The organism is Microbacterium testaceum StLB037 (assembly GCF_000202635.1).
GTDB classification, from domain to species: Bacteria; Actinomycetota; Actinomycetes; order Actinomycetales; family Microbacteriaceae; genus Microbacterium; species Microbacterium testaceum_F.
Genome location: NC_015125.1, coordinates 2,802,157 through 2,818,978 on the forward strand (window position 1 = coordinate 2,802,157; position 16,822 = coordinate 2,818,978).

At 71.0% G+C, this 16,822-nt stretch carries 12 protein-coding genes and 1 tRNA gene; 9 read left to right on the forward strand and 4 right to left on the reverse strand.

Annotated elements, in window-relative coordinates; translation table 11 throughout:
- Positions 1-39 precede the first annotated feature (39 nt).
- From MTES_RS12780 to MTES_RS12790, 3 genes are all read left to right on the forward strand, one after another.
- Positions 40-1,464, forward strand: a complete 1,425-nt coding sequence (locus tag MTES_RS12780) for an APC family permease (RefSeq protein ID WP_013585685.1) — start codon at positions 40-42, stop codon at positions 1,462-1,464.
- A complete protein-coding gene (locus MTES_RS12785) occupies positions 1,461-2,414 on the forward strand; it encodes an acetamidase/formamidase family protein (RefSeq protein ID WP_013585686.1) in 954 nt (317 codons plus the stop codon). The genes MTES_RS12780 and MTES_RS12785 overlap by 4 nt, the downstream gene beginning before the upstream one ends.
- A 49-nt stretch (positions 2,415-2,463) precedes the next feature.
- Positions 2,464-2,552: transfer RNA gene (locus MTES_RS12790), tRNA-Ser, on the forward strand.
- A 56-nt stretch (positions 2,553-2,608) separates the two neighbouring features.
- Here MTES_RS12790 and MTES_RS12795 read toward each other — a convergent pair.
- From MTES_RS12795 to MTES_RS12810, 4 genes are all read right to left on the reverse strand, one after another.
- Positions 2,609-3,115 carry a hypothetical protein gene (locus MTES_RS12795; protein WP_013585687.1) on the reverse strand — a complete coding sequence of 169 codons (507 nt, stop codon included), beginning with the start codon at positions 3,113-3,115 and terminating at the stop codon, positions 2,609-2,611.
- Between the two features lie 93 nt (positions 3,116-3,208).
- On the reverse strand, positions 3,209-5,521 hold the full coding sequence (locus MTES_RS12800; RefSeq protein WP_013585688.1) for a transglutaminaseTgpA domain-containing protein: 2,313 nt from the start codon (positions 5,519-5,521) through the stop codon (positions 3,209-3,211).
- On the reverse strand, positions 5,508-6,752 hold the full coding sequence (locus MTES_RS12805) for a DUF58 domain-containing protein (RefSeq protein ID WP_043361422.1): 1,245 nt from the start codon (positions 6,750-6,752) through the stop codon (positions 5,508-5,510). Before MTES_RS12805 ends, MTES_RS12800 begins: the two co-directional genes overlap by 14 nt.
- Positions 6,753-6,759: 7 nt before the next feature.
- Positions 6,760-7,806, reverse strand: a complete 1,047-nt coding sequence (locus tag MTES_RS12810) for an AAA family ATPase (RefSeq protein WP_013585690.1) — start codon at positions 7,804-7,806, stop codon at positions 6,760-6,762.
- Between the two features lie 162 nt (positions 7,807-7,968).
- Here MTES_RS12810 and MTES_RS12815 point away from each other — a divergent pair, with 162 nt between their 5' ends.
- The 6 genes from MTES_RS12815 to MTES_RS12840 all read left to right on the forward strand — a co-directional run bounded on the left by MTES_RS12815 (position 7,969) and on the right by MTES_RS12840 (position 16,749).
- Positions 7,969-8,901, forward strand: coding sequence for an ROK family protein (locus MTES_RS12815; protein ID WP_013585691.1), 933 nt, complete (start codon positions 7,969-7,971; stop codon positions 8,899-8,901).
- A gap of 116 nt (positions 8,902-9,017) precedes the next feature.
- Positions 9,018-10,352, forward strand: coding sequence for an ROK family transcriptional regulator (locus MTES_RS12820; RefSeq protein WP_231848196.1), 1,335 nt, complete (start codon positions 9,018-9,020; stop codon positions 10,350-10,352).
- Between the two features lie 137 nt (positions 10,353-10,489).
- Complete coding sequence (locus MTES_RS12825) at positions 10,490-11,848, forward strand: extracellular solute-binding protein (protein ID WP_013585693.1); 1,359 nt, start codon at positions 10,490-10,492, stop codon at positions 11,846-11,848.
- A gap of 2 nt (positions 11,849-11,850) precedes the next feature.
- A complete protein-coding gene (locus MTES_RS12830) occupies positions 11,851-12,783 on the forward strand; it encodes a carbohydrate ABC transporter permease (RefSeq protein WP_013585694.1) in 933 nt (310 codons plus the stop codon).
- Positions 12,780-13,682, forward strand: a complete 903-nt coding sequence (locus tag MTES_RS12835; protein ID WP_013585695.1) for a carbohydrate ABC transporter permease — start codon at positions 12,780-12,782, stop codon at positions 13,680-13,682. The genes MTES_RS12830 and MTES_RS12835 overlap by 4 nt, the downstream gene beginning before the upstream one ends.
- Before the next feature lie 40 nt (positions 13,683-13,722).
- Positions 13,723-16,749: an alpha-mannosidase gene (locus tag MTES_RS12840; protein WP_013585696.1), complete on the forward strand. Its 3,027-nt coding sequence runs from the start codon at positions 13,723-13,725 to the stop codon at positions 16,747-16,749.
- The last annotated feature ends 73 nt before the right edge of the window (positions 16,750-16,822 follow it).

Below are 16,822 nucleotides of genomic sequence, written 5' to 3' on the forward strand. Positions count from 1 at the left end.
CGACCCACCGACACAGCCCCACCCGACCCAGGAGACCCGATGTCGAACACCGCCCCCGAGGCCCAGCAATCGCTGGAGTCCTTCGGCTACAAGCAGGAGCTCAAGCGCTCCATGTCCACCCTCGACCTCGTGGTCTACGGGCTCGTCTTCATGGTGCCGATCGCCCCCTGGGCCATCTTCGGCGTCGTCTACAACGCCGCCAGCGGCATGGTGCCGTTGGTCTACCTCACCGGTGTCGTCGCGATGATCTTCACCGCGCTCGCCTACGCGCAGATGTCGAAGGCGTTCCCGATCGCCGGGTCGGTCTTCTCGTACGTCGGCCGCGGGCTCCACCCCACCGTCGGCTTCTTCGCCGGCTGGGCGATCCTGCTCGACTATCTGCTCGTCCCCACGCTGCTGTACGTCTTCGCGGCGTCGAGCATGGCCGGCATCTTCCCCGACGTGCCGCAGTGGATCTGGGCCGTCGCCTTCGTCATCATCAACACGCTCATCAACGTCGCGGGCATCGGCTCGATCAAGCTCGCGAACCGGGTCATGCTCGTCATCCAGCTCGCTTTCGTGGTGATCTTCGTCGTCATCGCGATGGTCGCGTTGAACGCCGGCACGGTTCCGGGTGCGGAGTTCACGATCGCTCCGCTGTGGGATGCCGACAAGGTCAACCCCGCGCTCATCGCGACCGCCCTCTCGATCGCGGTGCTGAGCTTCCTCGGCTTCGACGGCATCTCGACGATGGCCGAGGAGTCCACGGGCGACCGCAAGTCCGGCGGACGCGCGATGATCATCGCCCTGCTCGTGGTCGCGGTGCTCTTCATCACGCAGACCTGGTTCGCCAGCGCGCTCGCCGCCGGCACCATCTCGTTCGGCGACGACGAGGTCAACAACGCCTTCTTCGTCCTCGTCGCGCAGGCGGCCGGTTCGGGCTGGGCCACCGCGTTCCTCGCCGTCAACGTCATCGCGGTCGGCATCGCCAACGCGGTCGCCGCCCAGGCCGCGACCTCACGTCTGCTGTACTCGATGAGCCGCGACCGGCGCCTGCCCGCCTTCCTGTCGAAGGTGAACTCCCGCCAGGTGCCGATGGCGGCCATCCTGCTCGTGAGCGCGGTGTCGCTCGTGCTGGTGCTGTTCTTCGTCGGGCAGATCGCCGTGATCTCGTCGCTCGTGAACTTCGGCGCCCTCCTCGGATTCCTGCTCCTGCACGTCTCGGTCGCGGTCTACTACCTCGGCAAGAAGAAGTCGAAGAACTACCTGCTCCACCTCATCGTGCCGCTCGTCGGGTTCCTCATCATCGGATACGTGCTCCTCAACGCCGACATGACGGCGAAGATCGGCGGCATCGTGTGGCTCGTCGTCGGCGGCATCGTCTACGCCATCTACGCGCGCAAGAACGGCGGCGCGACGGGCCCGCTCCCCGAGCACGCGACCGCGACCGCCGGCGAGGGCGGCGGCGAGGTGGCATCCCGATGACGGAGCTCTTCCTCGGCAAGGAGCACGGTCGCCCCGGCCACGACGCGTCGGTGCCCCCGGTGCTGCGCGTGCGGCCCGGGACGGGGGAGGCCCTCGCGTTCCAGACCGACGACGCGGTGTACCGCGAGCTGCACGAGCACGGTGACCTCGGTCGGCTGCGGGCACCGCTGAACCCGGTCACGGGGCCGGTGTTCGTCGAGGGCGCGCGACCCGGTGATGCCCTCGCCGTGACGATCCACGAGATCCGCCTCACCGACACCGGGTGGGCGATGAGCCTGCCCGGTGTCGGGGCGCTGCGCGACCGCATGCCCGACCGCGTCGTCACGCGCCGCATCCCGATCGACGCCGCCGGCGTGCATCTCACGGATGCCGTGACCGTCGCGCCCCTCCCCATGGTGGGCTGCATCGGCACGGCGCCCGCGGCGGGGACGGCCTCCACGGTCATGCCCGCCCACGCGATCGGCGGCAACATGGACGTCACCGACATCGCGCCCGGGGCCACGGTCTACCTGCCCGTCGAGGTCGAGGGGGCCCTCCTCGCGATCGGCGACGTGCACGCCATCATGGCGCGCGGCGAGTCGTCGTTCGTCGCGATCGAGGCGGAGGGGACGGTCGTCGTCTCGATCGACCTGGTGCCGGGCATGGCCCTGCGTGCCCCGCGCATCGCGACCGCCGAGGAGTGGATCTTCGTCGGTCTGGGCGCCACCGTGCAGGAGAGCGTCCGGCGCGGCTACGAGGATGCCTTCGACGCGTTCATCGAGCGGGGATGGGATGCCATGGACGCCTACACCGTGATGAGCGCGCTCGCGCATTCCGAGCTGGGCGGGCCGACCGGGGCCGTGGACCCCGACCCCCTGCATCCCTTCGACGCGGTGGGTGCGGTGACCCTGCACCGCGTGCCGCGGGCGCTGCTGGACGAGGGCGCGGACGAGAGAGCCGACGACCGCTGAGGGAGGCCGCGGCGGGGGACGGTGCTGCCGCCGTGTAAGATCGTCCCTTGGAAGTGTGTCCGAGCGGCCTAAGGAGCATGGCTGGAATCCATGTAGGCGGGGTAACTCGCCTCGCAGGTTCAAATCCTGTCACTTCCGCCGAAGAGAGCCCCGCACGAACGAAAGTTCGGGCGGGGCTCTCGCGTTTGCCGGCCTCAGAGCTTCAGGATCGCAAGGGTGACATCGATCGCCTCCGTGTCAGCGGGGGCGTACGACGTGTCGCCGTCCGGGCCGTCCTTCCCGCGGTGGATCTCGACCGAGACGCCGGGGACGTAGACGGTCGAGTATCCGGTGGTGTCGGGCCCGCCGTCGGCCGTCCATCGCCACCCCACGCCCCCGAGACCGCTGAGCTCGGGACTCGTGAACGAGGTGGCCTGGAGGTTGATCATCTTCGCCCCCGTCTTGGCCTCTTCGTCCGTGGGCATGGTGTTCTGGCTGATGAGGATCGAGGCGTAGGGGCCGCCCTCCGGGGCCGCCCACATGCACATCACCGAGCCGTCGTCGACGGAGTCGCCGACGAGGCTCATGCTCCCGACGAAGCCGGGGATCGCGGCGGTCACCTGGTCGCAGCTCGTGATCCCCGGGAAGGGCACGGAGGCGACGGAATCGCCGTCGCCGGAGTCATCGACCGCGTCGTCGTCGGATGGCGGGGAGCCCGTCACTGCGCACCCGGAGAGGAGGGCGAGAACGACGATAGAGGTGGCGAGAATCCCAGGTCGACGTAAATTCATGGCCGATAACCTAGCAAGAGCCGGTTACGCGCCCACCCGTTCCCGCTCCTCCGCCGCGGCGGTGCCGGGACGCACGAGGAGCGAGCGGGGGAGAAACCGCGACACCGCGCGTCGGATCCCCGTCGCGCGGGCGCGCAGGCCCGCACCCACGCGCGCGGCGGCCTCGGCGAGTTCCGGTCCGTTGACGGCATCTCCCGCGTTCTCGGCATAGCTCACACGCTCGATCGCCCCGCGGAGGGAGTCCACGTCGCCGGGATCGGCGCCGTGCTCCCGCACGAGGCGCTCGGCGAACTGCCGCGGCGACTCGCCCCCGGGGACCGGGATGCCGAGATCCACCGCGTCGTCCTGCACCAGCGCCCACGCGGCCACCGGGTCCCCAGCCCGCGCAGTGGTCAGACGCGAGCGGCGTCGCAGAGCGCGCAGCGCCGCGGGGGCGCCGAGGAGCAGGAGCAGAAGAACGATGCCCCCGGCGAGAAGAAGCCCCGGACCGATCCCGCGCGTGTCGCCGGTGGTGCCGCTGCCTTGCAGCCCCGGCCCGTCCTGGTTTCCGAGCGACGGAGCGGTCGTGGACTGCGTCTCCGGTGCCGCGCTCTGCTGATGCTGAGGGGCGTTCGGGGTCGTGTTCGTGCCGCCGGTGGTGCCCGAGGCGAAGCTGGTGGGCACGCCGAGGCTGTTGGTCGGCTCGAACGGCACCCAGCCGATGCCCTGGAAGTACACCTCGGGCCACGCGTGCAGCTGACTCGAGGTCACGGTGAAGGTGGACCGCTCCTGCCCGACCCCCGAGCTCGACATCGTGCCGGGGAGGTAGCCGACGACGATCCGCGACGGCATGTCGAGCGTGCGGGCCATGACGGCGAAGGCCGAGGCGTAGTGCACGCAGTAGCCGGTGCGCGCCTGCAGGAAGTCGGCGACGGCATCCAATCCCGCTCCGTCGAAGCCCGCCTCGACGGGGGCGTCGAGCGAGTAGCGGAAGGCGCTGCTGCGGAACCAGGTCTGCAGGTCGATCAGGGCGTCATAGGGCGACGACGCCCCCGCCGTGACCTCACGAGCCGTGTCGCCGATGATGGCGGGGACGTCGGCGGGGAGAGCGCGCACGGCGTCGCCCAGCTCCGATCCGCCCACCGCACGCGCGCGGATCTGCTCGAGGGTCGGTCGAGGAACGGAGGTCTGCACCGAGTAGTCCTGGTCGCGCGAGGAGCCCGCGCGCGACACGATCGTGCGGTTGTCCGGCATCCCGAGCCAGTCGCCCTGCAGACCCGTCACGGTCGTCGCGGGGGAGGGGACGGGGAGCCATGGGCTGTCGAGCTCGCCCACCGAGATGTCGGTCGTGTACTGCGCGACCGCGATGTCGGAGTCGATCGGCGGGGCCGCGAACACCGGACCGTCGTCGGGGACGTTCACGGTGTCGGCGCGGTCGGGCTGCCACACCGAGCCGTCGAAGCTCGACAGTGTGACGGCGCGCAGGTACGGCGGCGTCGGGGCGTCCGTCTGGAGCGTGAGCACGTCGACGTCGCGGGGCTGGCGCAGGTCGTTGCCGAGCTCGAGGTTGGGGTTGATGGTCGTGCCGTAGCCGCCGGTGCCGCCCGAGGCGAAGCGCAGGGCGGGTTGGGGCAGGAGCGGGGTCGCGACGACCGCCACGATCACCGCGACCGCGGCGATGCCGAGGGCCGTGGCCGAGGCCCCGCGGCCCCGGAGACGCGGACCCGCGGGGCGAGGGCGCGAGGCGGCGTGGCGCGAACGCGTGTCGACGCGGAGGAGGAACAGGAGCGCCGCAGCGAGGAGGACGAAGGCGGTCACGTCGACGTCGGCCGGAATCGCGATCGTCGGGATGAGCGAGACCGCGACCAGTCCCACGCCGGCGAGCAGCGGCATCCGGGCGGTGAGGACGACGTGGTCCAGGACGACGGCGAGGCCACCGATCGCGGCGACCAGCACGAACGCGAGCCCTACGCCGGGTGCGACCGGCGCGACGCCGGTGCGGATCTCCTCGGATGCCGCGGCGACGAGGCTCGGGACCGTGCTCACCGTCGCGGGGCTCGGGATGATCCACAGCACGGCCGTCGCGCGGCCGAACATGGCCGTGAGGGCGAAGAGCCAGATGCCGACCTCGAGCAGGGTCGCGACCAGCGCCGGGAGGTGGAGCAGGCGTGCCGCGAGGCCCGCACCGAGTATCGCCGCCGTCAGGAAGGCGGCCTGGACCGTCCACGACCCCGTCTGCATGACCGAGAAGACGGGCAGCAGGGCCGCGGCGATCGCGGCGAAGAGGCCCAGCGTCAACAGCGACGCGTCGCGGCGGCGTCGAGGCGTGCGGAGCACGGTCACGTCACCGGCCGACATCCGCGAGCCCCCTCTCGGTCGCGTCGGACCATGCGCTCGCGATGTCTCCGCCCGGGCGCACGTTCGCCACGCGCCATCCCGCGGCACGCGCGGGCTCGAGGTCGGCGTGGGACGAGACCATGATCATGATCGGCAGGGCCGAGCGCTGCGCGAACGCTCCGGGCTCGAGCGCGTGATCGCGTGCGGGATCGGCGGTGATCACGACGACGGGTCCCATCATGACCGCGGCGGACGCGGGGATCACCCGAGCGGAAGAACCCTCGGCGCGCGCGGTGATCGCGGCGAAGGAGGCCGCGAGAGCCCGCGCCTCCGCGTCTTCGCCGCCGTCGACGGGATCGGCGAGCAGCTCACCATCGCTGTCGACGACATCGACGGTGTAGCCCTCGTGCACGAGTCGGGCGACCGCGGACACGCACGCCGAGACCGCGGTCTCGAAGGCGAGGTCGCGCCCCGCCGCCTCAGCCGCGGCCGGGGACCACCGCGACAGTGCGCGATCGAACACCACGGTGGCGGCGGGACTGGACTCCTGCTCCTCCTGGCGCACCATGAGCGTGTCGCGGTGGGCCGTCGCCCGCCAGTGGATGCGTCGCATCGAGTCGCCGCGCGCGTAGGGACGCGCAACGAGGTTGTCCAGGCCCTGCCCGAGTTGCAGCGCCGCCGACTGCCGCGTGCCGCCCGCCTCGCCTCCGGTCGGCGGGAGGGGCGGGAGGTCGACGATCGCGGGCGCGACGGTGACGGGGGAGGGGCGGCCCAGCGCGAACCGACGTCGGACGAGGCCGAACGGATCGGTCGTGATGACCTCGAGGGGACCGAGGGCGTGCACGCCGCGCTCGTGGCCGACGACCTCGTACCGCAGTTCGACGGGCACGGTGTCGCGGCCGAGTGCCGACGAGGTCGCCGGGAAGACACCGCTCGCGTGCCCGCGGAGGCCCGCGGGCAGGGCGTCGGCCCACCGGCCGGGGGCGGTCGGCAGAGCCGTCTGCAGGCCGACGCGCACGACGACCTCGGCACGGGCGCCGACGTCGGTGACGTCCGGGCTGACCGTGCGGGTCACGCGATCCGTGCGCCGGGCGATCACGAGGGTGGTGGCTGCGGTCACGAGGAGGGCGGTCATGAGGACGCCGAAGTACATCAGTTCCGGGATGCCGGCCCGCTGGGCGATCACGAGAGACGCGCCCGCGAGAACCGCGGCACCGCTGCCCCGCAGGGTCAACGGCCACCAACGTCTCATCGGGTGCTCACACTCGCGAGGCGAGCGGGACGCGCACGCTCGCGGCGATGCGCTCGAGCGCCTCGGACACCACGACGGCGCCCGCGCGACCGCCCGCGGCGGAGCGGTTCGCGATGAGCCGGTGGCCGAAGACCGGGTTCAGCAGAGACGTGAGATCGTCCGGGATGACGTACGAACGCCCGTCGAGGGCCGCACGCACCTTGGCCGCCCGGACCAGCTGCAGCGTGGCGCGCGGGCTCGCGCCGAGACGGATGTCGGGGTGGCTGCGGGTGGCCTGCGCCAACGCCACCACGTACTCCTCGAGCGCCGGGGCGACGTGGACCCCGCGGGCCCACGCGATCATCGCGGTGACCTGGCGTCCCGTCACCACCGGCTCGATCGCGTCGAGAGGATTCACGACATCGCGCTGACGCAGCATGAGCGCCTCGGCGGCGGGGTCGGGGTACCCCATCGAGATGCGCAGCAGGAAGCGGTCGCGCTGCGCCTCGGGGAGCGCGTACGTGCCCTCCATCTCGAGCGGGTTCTGGGTCGCGACGACGAGGAACGGCGAGGGCAGCACGTGGGTGCGCCCGTCGATCGTGACCTGGCGCTCCTCCATCGCCTCGAGCAACGACGACTGCGTCTTGGGGGAGGAGCGGTTGATCTCGTCGGCGATGACGATGTTCGCGAACACCGCACCCTGGGTGAACTCGAAATGCCGCGTGACCGGGTTGAAAACGGAGACGCCGGTGATGTCGCCGGGCAGCAGGTCGGGCGTGAACTGGATGCGGCGCACGTCGGCGTCCACGGTCGCGGCCAGCGCGCGGGCGAGCATCGTCTTGCCGACGCCGGGGACGTCCTCGATGAGCAGGTGCCCCTCGGCGAGGAGGGCGATGAGAGCGCTCTGCACGGCTTCGGGCTTGCCGTCGATGACACCGGAGATGGATGCCGTGATCCGACCCGTCAGCCGGGCGAACGCGTCCGCGGTGAGCGGTTCGTCGCTTCCCGCGCGGGCGGGGGCGGTGTCGGTGCGGCGGAGTCGCGATGCCGCCTCGGGCGTGGCCGTCTCGTCCATGGCATCCCTCGTGTCGCTGGGCGGGGCTGATCGTTGCCGCCGTGACCTGATCGTAACCTGCGTCTTCACCCCCGGGGCCGTCGGACGCCGGTGCACAGGCGTCACTCGGCGGATACACCGGCCCCTAGGATCGGGGAGCGTTGGTCCTATCGAGGAGCGCGCATGTCCGATGCCACCCCGTCCCTGCCCCCCTACACGCACGTCCTCGCCGTCGATATCGGCGGGACGAAGGTCGATGCCGCCGTCGTGTCGATCGCCGGCGAGGTGGTCCGCGAGAGCGTGACCCGCCGTCCCACCGGCCGCGAGAGCGATCGCGAGACCCTCGCGCGGAACGTGCGCGAGGCCGCGGAAGCGGCGCTCGCGGCGGTGCCCGACCTCTCGGTGGGGGCGGTCGGCGTCGGCAGCGCCGGACCGGTCGACCTGCCCTCGCGCACCGTCTCGCCGCTGAACCTCCCGCTGGCGGCGGGTCTCCCGGTCGACGAGGTGCTGGGCGGCCTCGTCGACGGTCCCCTCTCGCTCGCTCTCGACGGCACGTGCATCGCGCTCGCCGAACACTGGCGCGGCGCCCTGCTCGGATGCCGGAACGCCCTCGCGATCGTCGTCTCCACCGGCGTCGGCGGCGGGTTCGTCCTGGACGGGCGTCCGATGGGCGGGGCGAGCGGCAACGCGGGCCACCTCGGGCAGACGTTCGTGCGCACGATCCACGACGGCGAGGTCGTGGCATCCACCCTTGAAGCCGTCGCCGCCGGCCCCGGCACGGTGACGTGGGCGCAGAGCCAGGGCTGGGTGGGCGAGACCGGGCTCGACCTCGCCGCGTCCTACCGCGCGGGCGATGAGATCGCGACCGCCGCCGTGGCGCGCTCGGCGACCGCGGTCGGTCAGGCGATCGCCGCGGCGGCGACCCTCTGCGACCTCGAGGCCGTCGCGATCGCCGGCGGGTTCTCGCAGGTGGCCGACGACTACATCGATCAGGTGCGCGTGGCCGCGCAGGCGGCATCCGTCCACGAGTACGCGCGCCGGTGCCGCATCACCGGCTCGGGTCTCGACGGCGACGGGCCGCTCCTGGGGGCCGCTGCCCTCGCCCTGCGCGCCTGACCCGCTTCCGGTCGATCCGTTCGCGCCTGCGCTCCCGCTCGTGCCCGCGCCCCGGCCGGTGAGGGGAGGAGATTCGGGGAACGGAGGAGGGATGCCGCGAGAGCTGCCCTCCCTTCCTGGTTTCTCCTCCGCTCACCGGGCGGTCGCGCCGCGCCCCCGCGCGCGAGGCGGCGGGGACGGCGGGGCCGCGGGCGTACGCTGAGCGGGGGTCCGCGTCGCGGGCCGACGAGCGAGAGCGAGGAGCGATGCGGACGGGGTCGAACCTGCCGGCTGTCGGCGAGTACAACCAGACCCTCGTGCTCGACCTGATCCGCCGCGCACCCGAGGGCCTCAGTCGCGTCGAACTGTCGGCGCGCACGGGACTCAGCGCGCAGACCCTCAGCAACGTCACGCGCCGTCTCGCCGACGAGGGCCTCATCGTCGAGGCGGGCAAGGTCATCTCGGGCCCGGGCAAGCCCCGGACCCTGTTGAAGCTCGAGCCTCGCTCGCGCTTCGCGGTCGGGGTGCACCTCGACCCGGTCGTCGACACGATCGTCGTGGTCGACATGGCCGGCGACGTCGTGGCCCACGACGAGATCCCGCGCCGACACGGCGCCGCCCCGGACCAGCTCGTCGACGATGTCCGCGCGGCGGTCGATCGCATCCTCGCGGATGCCGACATCCCGCGTCCGCTCGTGCTCGGGGTCGGCGTGGCCGCCCCGGGACCTTTCGACGCGCGCGGGGGGCGTCTGCTGGATCCGCCCCTTCTGCCCGCGTGGCATAACGTGCACGTCCGCGAAGACCTCGGTGCCGCCACCGGCCTCCCCGTGATCGTCGAGAAGGACGTGACCGCCGCGATGGTCGGCGAGATGTGGTTCGACCGCTCCGACGCGCTGACCGACGCGATGTTCCTGTACTACGGCGCCGGCGTCGGTCTCGGGGTCGCGATCTCGGGCTCTCCCGTGCGCGGCCGCACCGGCAACGCGGGCGGAATCGCGCACGTGGTCGTCGATCCGGACGGCCCGGCCTGCGAGTGCGGGTCGCGCGGATGCCTCGGTGTCTCGATCGAGCCGCGCACCCTCCTCGCCGAGGCGGGATACGCGCCCACCGACACGGGCGATTCCCGTCCCGACCTGGACCGTCTGGTGCGGGATGCCGCGGGCGGCGGCGTGCGCGCCCGCGCCGTGCTGCACCGCGCGGGGGAGCGCATCGCGCGGGCGCTCGTGGTGACGAACAACCTCCTCGACGTCGACGAGGTCGTGCTCGGGGGACCGGTGTGGGAGCGTCTGGCCGCGGTGCTCGTGGACACGGTCATCGCTCGCGTCGCCGCCGACCCGGTGTCCACCGCGACGCGGGGGATCACCGTGCGCCTGTCGCGCGTGGGCGCCGATGTCGCCGCCGTCGGCGCGGCCTGCCTCATGCTGGACGGCGCTTTCGCGGCGCGACCGGCCCGCATGATGATCGCGATCTGACGGCCGTTCACCCGTCTCACAGCGTCCCGTAGCCGGATCGTTATCGCGCGCGGTGGGAGACGACTTGCCGAGTTAGTCCATTTGATTTATAAAAGGTTCTGGCGACGCGGTGTCTCCACCCGAGCAAAGGAGCTTCCATGAAGAAACTGACGATGGCGGGCGGTCTTCTGACCGCCACGGCCCTGACCGTGGCCCTGGCCGGCTGCTCCGGCGGAAGCGGGGGAGCGGGCGACGCGAACACCATCCGTGTGGCGTACCAGACCACGGCGACGTTCAACCAGATGCAGACGCTGATGGAGAACGCGAAGAAGGAGTACGAGGCGGCGCACAAAGGCGTGACCGTCGAACTCGTCCCGATCCAGGCCGAGGGCGCCGATTACTACACGAAGCTCGCGCTGATGAACAAGTCGGCGAGCACCGCTCCGGACGTGCAGTACGAAGACACGTTCAAGATCCAGTCCGACGCGGCCGCCGGCTACCTGCTGCCCCTGGACGACTACCTCGCGAAGTGGGACGACTGGTCGCAGTTCGCCGAGGGGGCCAAGCAGGCCGGTCTGGGCCCCGACGGCAAGACCTACGGCGTCTCGCTCGGAACCGACACCCGCGGCCTCTGGTACAACAAGGAGATCTTCGCCAAGGCCGGCATCTCGGTGCCGTGGCAGCCCAAGACCTGGGCCGACGTGCTCTCGGCCGCCGAGAAGGTCAAGGCCGCCGATCCCGACGTCATCCCGATCAACGTCTACTCGGGTAAGACCGCCGGCGAGGCGGCATCCATGCAGGGTCTCGAGATGCTCCTCTACGGCACCGAGGACACCCTGTACGACACCTCCGCGAAGAAGTGGGTCGTCGGCAGCCAGGGCTTCAAGGACTCGCTGCAGTTCGTCTCGGACGTCTACCAGGGCGGCCTCGGCCCGTCGCTGCAGCAGGCGCTCGACCCCAACATCTTCACGAGCGTCACGGCGGACTGGCTGCCCTCGAGCAAGCTGGCGATCGCGCTGGACGGCTCGTGGCAGTCGGCCGCCTGGGTCGAGGGCGGCACCGCCGCGTGGCCCGCGTGGAGCGACACCCTCGGTATCGCCGCGATGCCGACGCAGAAGGGTCAGGCTCCCGGCACGACGAGCATGTCGGGCGGATGGACCCTCGCGATCGGCAAGAACACCAAGAACGCCGACGCGGCGTGGGACTTCCTCTCGACCGCGGTGAACAAGGACAACGCCACCGCGTACAACATCGACAACAGCCAGATCGCGGTGCGCGCCGACGTCGCGCAGTCCAGCGAGTACCTCGACGCGAACCCGAGCTTCAAGACCTTCTCGAGCTTCGTCGACACGACCCACTTCCGCCCGGCGACCGAGGACTACGACAAGATCTCGAACCAGATCCAGGTCGCGATGGAAGCGGTCATGACCGGCCAGTCGAGCGTCGATGACGCCGCGGCCGCCTACGACCAGGCCGTCATCGGCATCGTCGGCGAAGAGAACACCCAGAAGGGCTGACCGTGACCGCCCTGGCTCAGACCGGGGCGACCGGCACCGGCCGGGGGTCGCGCGCGAGAGCGCGCGGCCTCCGGTCCTCGGCCCGGGCGCTCCCTCTCCTGCCGGCAGCCCTGCTGCTGGCGATCTTCCTGCTCGGCCCGATCCTCGTGTCGCTGTGGGGCTCGCTCACCAACGCCACCCTCTCCGGTTCGACGGCCGTGGCGAGCGAGTTCATCGGCTTCGACAACTACACGCAGCTGTTCAAGGCGCCTGACTTCCCCGTCTCGGTGATCAACACGATCGTCTTCGTGTTCTTCTCCGCGGTGATCGGTCAGAACATCCTCGGGCTGGCCCTCGCCCTCATGATGCGCTCGGGCAACCGGATCGTCACCGCGGTCGTCGGCACGATCGTCGTGACCGCGTGGGTCCTTCCCGAGATCGTCGCCGCGTTCGCGGCCTACGCCTTCTTCCGTGACAACGGCACGCTGAACGCGATCCTCGCCGTCTTCGGCCTCGACCCCGTCAGCTGGCTGTTCACGATGCCGGTGCTGATGGTCATCATCGCCAACATCTGGCGCGGAACCGCGTTCTCGATGATGGTCTACTCGGCCGCCCTCGCCGACGTGCCGCCGGAGATCACCGAGGCTGCCGAGGTCGACGGGGCCAGCGGCATCAAGCGCCTCTTCTTCATCACGATCCCCATGATCCGCTCGACCATCGGCACCAACTCGATGATCGTCACGCTGCAGACCCTCTCGGTCTTCACGCTCATCTTCGTCATGACCGGCGGCGGCCCCGGCAACAAGAGCACGACGCTGCCGATCCTCGCCTACCAGCAGGGTCTGAAGTTCGGCGAGCTCGGCTACGGCACGGCGATCGCCACGATCATGCTGCTCATCGGCGCGATCTTCTCGTTCTTCTACGTCCGCGCGCTGCGCGAGGAGGTCTCGTCATGACCACCACGACCCTGCCCGAAGTCGTGGGCACCCGCGCCCGGCGCACCCCGAAGCGCACGAAGGCCTCGCTGTCGTCGCCGCGCACCCGAGCCCTGCGCGTCCTGAGCAACACGCTGCTCATCGTCATCGGCATCCTGTTCGTGGTTCCGCTCGTGTGGCTCGTCACCGCCTCGCTCGATGCGCAGCCGACGCTCGCGATCAAGATGCCCGAGGTCGTCACCCTCGACAACTTCGCCGCCGTGATGAAGCCCGACCTGCTCTTCCTGCCGCTGTGGAACAGCGTGCTTCTCGCGGGCGGCACGGCCGTCGCCACGGTGGTGCTCGCCTCGCTCGCGGCCTACCCGCTGTCGCGGTACAAGATGCGCGTGGGCAAGCCGTTCCTCTACGCCGTGCTGTTCGGCACCTGCCTGCCGATCACCGCGATCATGGTGCCGGTCTACAGCCTGTTCGTGCAGCTGAACCTCATCGACTCGATCGGCGGCACGATCCTCTTCCTCACCGCGAGCGCCCTGCCGATCGCGATCTGGATGATGAAGAACTTCATGGACGGCGTGCCCGTCGAGCTCGAGCACGCCGCCTGGATGGACGGGGCGGGCTCGATGCGCACCCTCGTGCAGATCGTGCTCCCGCTCATGCGTCCCGGCATCGCGGTGGTGTTCATCTTCACGTTCATCCAGGCGTGGGGGAACTTCTTCGTCCCCTTCGTGCTGCTGCTCAGCCCCGACTACCAGCCGGCGGCGGTCAGCATCTTCAACTTCTTCGGGTCGTTCGGAGCCGTGGCCTACGGCCAGCTCGCGGCCTATTCGATCGTCTACTCCCTCCCGGTCCTCGGTCTGTACGTCCTCGTGCAGCGCGGTCTCGGCGGCCCGTCGGCTCTCGCCGGCGCGGTCAAGGGCTGACCCGTCCCCCCAGACGCCCCCAGACAAGGAATACACCGACATGCACGACCGCACCGCGCTCATCGAGATGCGCATCGAACGCTTCATCCGCGAGCGTCTCGCCCCCGCCGTCTACCGCGCCCGCCAGCCCCTCGACATCTCGGCGTGGGAGGCCCCGGGCGAGCCCGTGACCTTCGCCGAAGCACAGGATGCCGAGTACCGCCCCTTCGCGATCGGAACGCCGTGGGGCCGGGCGTGGGGCACGACCTGGTTCGCCGTGTCGGGGGAGATCCCCGCCGCGTGGCGCGACGCCGACGGTTCCCTGCCGGAGGGCACCGTCGCCGAGCTCGTGATCGACCTCGGCTTCACGGCCGGACAGAGCGGCTTCCAGTGCGAGGCGCTCGTCTGGAACCGCGAGGGCGCCCCCATCAAGGGCGTCTCGCCGTTCAACAACGCCAGCCCGGCAGCGGTCGGCGCCGACGGTCGCGTCGACGTGCTCGTCGAGGCCGCCTCGAACCCCGACGTGGGCAGTCTCTTCACCTTCGAGCCCACGCACCTCGGCGACCTCGCCACCGCGGGCGACGCTCCTCTCTATACGCTCCGCGACATGTCGATCGGCCTCCGCGACCTCGCGGTGTGGGAGCTCCTGCAGGACTTCCGTCTGCTGCACGGCCTGATCGCCGAGCTCGACGCGACCTCCGCGCGCCGAGCGACCCTCGTCGAGGCGATGGATGCCGCGATCGACGCGGTCGATCCCGAGGACGTCGCGGGCACGGCCCAGGCCGGCCGCGACGTGCTCGCTCCGCTGATGGCGGCGCCCGCGGCATCCAGCGCCCACGTCCTGCACGCCGTCGGTCACGCGCACATCGACTCGGCGTGGCTGTGGCCGGTGCGCGAGACGGCGCGCAAGGTCTCGCGCACGTTCAGCAACGTCCTCTCGCTCATGGACGAAGACCCGCAGTTCGTCTTCGCCAGCTCGTCGGCGCAGCAGTTCGCGTGGATGAAGGAGCACTACCCCGCGCTCTGGGAGCGACTGAAGGCGCGAGTCGCCGAGGGCCGCTTCGTCCCCGTGGGCGGCATGTGGGTCGAATCCGACACCAACATGGTCGGCGGCGAGGCGATGGCCCGCCAGTTCGTCGAGGGCAAGACGTTCTTCCTCGAGGAGTTCGGCATCGACACCGAAGAGGTGTGGCTGCCCGACTCGTTCGGCTACAGCGGCGCCCTTCCGCAGATCATGAAGGCCGCGGGAGCCCGGTGGTTCCTCACGCAGAAGATCTCGTGGAACGAGACCAACCGCATCCCGCACCACACCTTCCGCTGGGAGGGCATCGACGGCTCGCGCATCTTCACGCACTTCCCGCCGGTCGACAAGTACAACTCCGAGGTCACCGCGGCCGACCTCGCCCACGCCGAGCGCAACTTCGCTGACAAGGGCCGCGCGCGCACCTCGCTGCTGCCGTACGGCTTCGGCGACGGCGGTGGCGGACCCACCCGCGAGATGACCGCGACGATCGCCCGCGCTCACTCCCTCGAGGGTGCACCGGTCGTGAAGCACTCGACCCCGCGCGAGTTCTTCGAGACCGCCGAGGCCGAGTACGCCGACCCGGCCGTCTGGGCGGGGGAGCTGTACCTCGAGTTCCACCGCGGCACGTACACCAGCCAGCTGCGCACCAAGCAGGGCAACCGCCGCAGCGAGCACCTGCTGCGCGAGGCCGAGCTGTGGGCGGCCACCGCGACGGTCCGCACGGGCGCCGCCTACCCGGCCGAGACGTTCCAGCGCCTCTGGCGTCTGGTGCTGCTGCAGCAGTTCCACGACATCCTGCCCGGCACCTCCATCGCCTGGGTGCACCGGGATGCCGAGCGCAACTACGCCGCGATCGCGGCGGAGCTCGAGCAGGTCATCGCCGACAGCCTCCGGGCGCTCGTGGGCACGGGCGACCGCGCGGTCGTGGCGAACGCGGCCCCGCACGGCCGTTCCGGTGCTCCCGCGCTCGCGATCGCTCCGCAGAGCGCGACGGGCGACGTCACGCCCCGGGCCGACGGCGACGGCTTCGTGCTCGACAACGGCATCGTCCGCGCCGTGATCGACGGCCGTGGTCTGATCACCTCGCTCGTCGAGGTGGCATCCGGTCGCGAGGTCGTCCCCGCCGGCCAGGTGGCTGGGCAGTTCGAGATCTTCCGCGACACCCCCACCCAGTGGGACGCGTGGGACATCGACGAGACCTACCGCCGTCACGCGACCGCTCTCGACACGGCCGACGCGGTCCGCCTCGACGGCGACGCCGTGGTCGTGGAGCGTCGCGTGGGCGATTCCTCCCTCGTCGCGCGCATCGCGCTGGCGGAGGGCTCGCGCACGGTCCGCCTCTCGCTCGACGTCGACTGGCACGAGCAGCAGAAGCTGCTCAAGCTCGGCGTTCCCGTGGACGTGCACACCGACCGGGCGGCATCCGAGATCCAGTTCGGTCACATCGTGCGCCCGACGCACACGAACACGTCGTGGGACTCGGCGCGCTTCGAGACCGCCGCGCACCGCTGGGTGCGGGTCGCGGAGCCGGGCTTCGGCGTCGCGGTGACGAATGACTCGACCTACGGCCACGACATCACCCGCCACGCGCGCGCGGCCGGCGGCACGTACTCGCTCGTGCGCCTGTCGATCATCCGCTCGGCGATGTTCCCCGACCCGGGGCAGGACCAGGGCGCGCACCACCTCGAGGTGGGCATCGTCATCGGGGCCGAGGTCGTGGATGCCGTGGCCGAGGGCTACCGTACGAATCTGCCGGTGCGCGTGGTGGCGGATGCCGCCGAGGGATCGGTCGCGCCGCTGGTGGCGATCGACGAGCCCGGCGTCGTGGTCGAGGCGATCAAGCTCGCCCAGGACGGTTCGGGAGACGTCATCGTCCGCCTCTACGAAGCGCTCGGCCAGCGCGCGCACGCGCGTCTGGAGGCCGGGTTCGAGGTCACGGGCGCCGGGGAGACCGACCTGCTCGAGCGCGAGGTCGCCGCCGCCGCCGTGTCGAGCGTGTCGGGTGGCGTGGTCGAGCTCGACCTGCGTCCGTTCCAGCTGGTGACGCTACGTCTGAAGCGCTGATTCGGGCGCGGTGCCGCGCGTGGACCTGCGCGCGTGACTTGCTGCGCGTGACCTGCTGCGCGTGACTTGCTGC